This window comes from Dietzia sp. B44, from assembly GCF_014145245.1.
In the GTDB taxonomy this organism is placed as follows: Bacteria; Actinomycetota; Actinomycetes; order Mycobacteriales; family Mycobacteriaceae; genus Dietzia; species Dietzia natronolimnaea.
Map to the genome: position 1 here is coordinate 1 of NZ_JAALEF010000320.1, position 2938 is coordinate 2938.

The 2938-nt window shown below is 69.1% G+C and carries 3 protein-coding genes and 1 pseudogene; all 4 read left to right on the forward strand.

Going from position 1 to position 2938, the window contains the following annotated elements; genetic code table 11:
• Nucleotides 1-278 precede the first annotated feature (278 nt).
• Nucleotides 279-1103: a translation elongation factor Ts gene (tsf, locus tag G6017_RS11075; RefSeq protein ID WP_179525458.1), complete on the forward strand. Its 825-nt coding sequence runs from the start codon at nucleotides 279-281 to the stop codon at nucleotides 1101-1103.
• 239 nt (nucleotides 1104-1342) lie between these two features.
• Nucleotides 1343-2068 carry a UMP kinase gene (pyrH, locus tag G6017_RS11080; RefSeq protein WP_179525457.1) on the forward strand — a complete coding sequence of 242 codons (726 nt, stop codon included), beginning with the start codon at nucleotides 1343-1345 and terminating at the stop codon, nucleotides 2066-2068.
• Nucleotides 2069-2116: 48 nt separating this feature from the next.
• On the forward strand, nucleotides 2117-2674 hold the full coding sequence (gene frr, locus G6017_RS11085; protein ID WP_182610948.1) for a ribosome recycling factor: 558 nt from the start codon (nucleotides 2117-2119) through the stop codon (nucleotides 2672-2674).
• A gap of 46 nt (nucleotides 2675-2720) precedes the next feature.
• Nucleotides 2721-2938: pseudogene (locus G6017_RS17350) on the forward strand (phosphatidate cytidylyltransferase); the annotation flags it as partial.

Consider the following 2938-nt stretch of genomic DNA (forward strand, 5'->3'; position numbering starts at 1 on the left):
GACCGAGGCCCCCGCGGCCGAGGCCGAGGCCGCTGCGACGGAGGCCCCCGCGGCCGAGTCCACCGAGGCCTGATCTCCCACCACCAGCTCGAGCACGTCGGGCCCGGCCGCCCACGATCCCCACGCGGGATCTCCCGGGGGCCGGGCCCGACGTGTCGGTGACGGTGGGCGAGGGGTCCCCCGGCGCCGAGGCGTCTAGGGTGGAGTCGATCGCGCCCGCCGGCCGACGTCAACAACTTCCGACACATCACGAACTCTTTTAGGAGGGTCGCCCCACCATGGCGAACTACACCGCTGCCGACGTCAAGCGTCTGCGTGAGCTCACCGGCTCCGGGATGATGGACTGCAAGAAGGCACTCGAGGAGACCGACGGCGACTTCGACAAGGCCGTCGAGGTCCTGCGCATCAAGGGCGCCAAGGACGTGGGCAAGCGTGCAGAGCGCACCACCGCCGAGGGCCTGGTCGCCGTCAAGGACGGTGTCATGATCGAACTCAACTCCGAGACCGACTTCGTGGCGAAGAGCGCCGAGTTCATCGCGCTGGCCGACAAGATCGTCGACGTCGCCGCCTCCCAGGGCATCTCCGACCTCGACGCCCTCAACGGCGCCGAGCTCGACGGGTCGACGGTCGCCGACGCGGTGGTCTCGTTCTCCGCCAAGTCCGGCGAGAAGCTGGTCCTGCGTCGCGTGGGCAAGCTCGACGGCCCCGTCGCGGTCTACCTCCACAAGCGCTCCTCCGACCTCCCGCCGGCCGTCGGCGTGATGGTGGCCTACCAGGGCGAGGGCGAGTCCGCCGAGGCCGCCGCCCGCTCGGCCGCCATGCAGATCGCCGCGCTCAAGGCGCAGTACGTCTCGCGCGACGAGGTGCCCGCCGAGATCGTGGCCAAGGAGCGCGAGATCGCGGAGGCCACCGCCCGCGAGGAGGGCAAGCCCGAGCAGGCTCTGCAGAAGATCGTCGAGGGTCGTCTCAACGGCTTCTACAAGGACGTCGTCCTCCTGGACCAGCCGTCCGTCACCGACAGCAAGAAGACCGTCGGCGCGCTCCTCACCGAGGCCGGCGCCACGGTGACGGCCTTCCTCCGTTTCGAGGTCGGCCAGGCCTGATCCGCCCCTGGTACCCGCGCTCGCGGGTACTCCTCCGACGGCGGCACCCGGACTCCCGGGTGCCGCCGTCGGCGCGTGTCCGACCGGCCCCGTACGCGGGCGCGCGGGCTGCGGTGTGGCGGCGGTGGCGATAGGGCAGAATAGACGAGGTCCCACCAAGGGCCGTACGGCTTCTCGACGACGACGTCGGGGGCGTTGACGCACGAGACGGGCGTGATCCGTCCGGGACGAGGAGAGCGATGACCGACCCGCGGGACGGCTACAAGCGTGTGATGCTCAAGCTGGGCGGAGAGATGTTCGGCGGGGGCGGCGTGGGGATCGACCCCGATGTGGTCCAGTCGGTCGCCAGGCAGATCGCCGAGGTGTCCCGCACGGGCGCGCAGATCGCGATCGTCATCGGCGGCGGGAACTTCTTCCGCGGCGCCCAGTTGCAGCAGCGTGGCCTCGACCGCGCACGGAGCGACTACATGGGGATGCTCGGCACCGTCATGAACTGTCTGGCGCTGCAGGACTTCCTCGAGCAGGAGGGCGTGTCCACGCGGGTGCAGACCGCCATCCACATGGGTCAGGTCGCGGAACCGTACATCCCCCTTCGTGCCGAGAGGCATCTGGAGAAGGGGCGTGTGGTGATCTTCGGCGCGGGCATGGGAATGCCCTACTTCTCCACCGACACGACAGCCGCCCAACGGGCGCTCGAGATCAAGGCCGAGGTGCTGTTGATGGCCAAGGCCGTCGACGGGGTCTACTCCGACGACCCGCGGACCAACCCCGACGCCGAACTCTTCGCACGGATCGAGCACCGCGAGTGCCTGGAACGGGGACTGAAGGTCGCCGACACGACCGCGTTCAGCCTCTGCATGGACAACAAGATGCCCATCCTGGTTTTCAACCTCCTCACCGAGGGCAACATCGCGCGCGCCGTCGCCGGTGAGGAGATCGGGACCCTGGTCAGCAGCCCGGCCTGAGGCGCGGGATCCGCGCCCCTCATCCACGTAGAGAACGGAAGACAACACATGATCGACGACACCCTGCTCGAGGCCGAGGAGAAGATGGAGAAGGCCGTGGAGCACGTCCGTGACGAGCTCGCCGCCATCCGTACCGGTCGCGCCAACCCCGGCATGTTCAACCGGGTGCTCTGCGAGTACTACGGGACCCTGACCCCCATCACCCAGATGGCGAGTATCGCGGTGCCCGAGCCCCGGATGCTCATCATCAAGCCGTACGAGATGTCCCAGATCGGTCCGATCGAGAACGCCATCCGGAACTCGGATCTCGGCGTCAACCCGACCAACGACGGCCAGGTTCTGCGCGTGACGGTCCCACAGCTCACCGAGGAGCGCCGGCGCGATCTGGTCAAGCAGGCCAAGTCGAAGGCCGAGGACGGTCGTATCGCGCTCCGAGGTGTCCGGCGTAAGGCGATGGACGAGCTCAAGCGCATCGTCAAGGACGGCGAGGCCGGCGAGGACGAGGTCAACGCCGCCGAGAAGGAACTCGACAAGCTCACCCATCGGTACGTGGCCGACGTGGACGAGCTCGTCAAGGCCAAGGAAGGCGAGTTGATGGAGGTCTGATCTCCCAGCACCCGCCGACCCACCCCCGAGACTCGAGGAGAATGTGGTGGACACCGCCCCGCCCGGCCCACCCGGGCCCACAGCCGCGGCCGCGGCTCCGCCGTCGCGGGCGGGAAGGGACCTGACCCGCGCCATCCCGGTGGGCGTCGGGCTCGGGGCTCTGGTGATCGCGAGTATCGCGTTCAACCCCAGGGCCTGGTACCTGGTCGCGGCCGGTGCCGTGGCCATCGGGACCTGGGAGGTGTTCAAGCGGCTGCGGCAGGA